Below are 1347 nucleotides of genomic sequence, written 5' to 3'. Positions count from 1 at the left end.
TGGCCTGAATCGCGATCCGGCGGTCCTAGCCGCGCTGTGGAAGCCATACACGCAGGCCAGCCGCGAGTTGCTCGTCGCGCCCGTGCAGCGGGATCTGGAGGCGTCCCTGGTGGATCTCGTGCAACTGCCGACCACGGTGCTGGATGAGGCCACCAACCGGGTGGCGCTGAGCGGCCACCAGGCGCTCAAGTCCTACCTGATGCTGGCCAACCCCGAGCGCGCCGAGCCAGCCTTCCTGGCTCCGCAACTGGTGCAGCATTGGTCCACCGATGCCAGGCTCACCCCGGGGGAGCAGCAGGATCTCTCCGAGCGGCTGCTCAAGTTCTATGCGCAGCACCTGCAGGCTAACCCGGCCTTGCGCGTCGAGTCGCGGCCCGAACTGGTCGCCGGCGCACGCCAGACGCTGCTGGCCGTGATCGGGGAGCGCAACGCCGAGGACACCGTCTATCGGGACGTGATCCATGCCTTTGGAGAGAACGGTGGCAGCAAGTACCCAGACCAGACCCTGGCGTCCCTGACCGCTGGCACCGATACCCGGGGGCTGGTGCGCTCCACCGCCATCGTGCCTGGCGTCTTCACCCGCCAGGCGTATGAGGGCTATGTGGCGCCCGCGATCGAGCAAGCCGCCAAGCGCACGGAAATCGCCAATGACTGGGTGCTGACCGACGGCAAGCCGTCACAGGCGCAACAGGCACAGCAAACGGCAGGCCGCTCGGCCGAAGCGCTGCAGGCAGCCCTGACCGAGCAGTACTTTGCCGATTACGCGGAGCGCTGGCAGGGCTTCATGAACAGCCTGCAATGGGAACCGGCGCCGACCCTGCCGGCTGCGATCGATCAGCTCAAGCTGATGGCCGACGCGCGCCAGTCACCGGTGATCGCGCTGATGAAGTCGCTCGAATACCAGGGTGGCGCCGGCGCTCGCAAGGACACGCTGTCCGATACGCTGGTGGCCAAGGCGCAGGATCTGCTGGGCAAGAAGGAGGCCGGGCCCGAGGTGGCGAAGCCGGACGCCGCGGGGCCGCTCGGCGCTGCCTTTGGCCCGGTGCTGCGGCTGGTAGGTCAGACCCAGACCGGGCAGGGCACCAGCGGTGAGCTGAGCCTGCAACGGTTCCTCGACCGCGCAACGGCGCTGCGTCTGCGCCTGCAGCAGGTCAGCAACAGCGCCGATGCCGACGCGCAGGCCCGGCAAATGGCGCAGGCGCTGTTCCAGGGCAAGGGCTCGGAACTCGCCGACACCCAGGCCTATGCCCAACTGATGGCGGCCAGCCTCGGCAGCCAGTGGGCGGGCATGGGCGAGACGCTGTTCGTGCGGCCCATCGCGCAGGCGACGCAGACGGTGCTGCAACC

At 68.7% G+C, this 1347-nt stretch carries 1 protein-coding gene; it reads left to right on the top strand.

The annotated features are described in order from the left end of the window. On the top strand, positions 1–1347 hold a 1347-nt coding region (locus AC1DS6_RS42615), incomplete at both ends, for an ImcF-related family protein (RefSeq protein ID WP_477104807.1).

This window comes from Cupriavidus sp. 05L310 (assembly GCF_056398185.1).
Note: the sequence above shows the minus strand (reverse complement) of the source record. Positions and strands in the feature narration are given on the sequence as shown.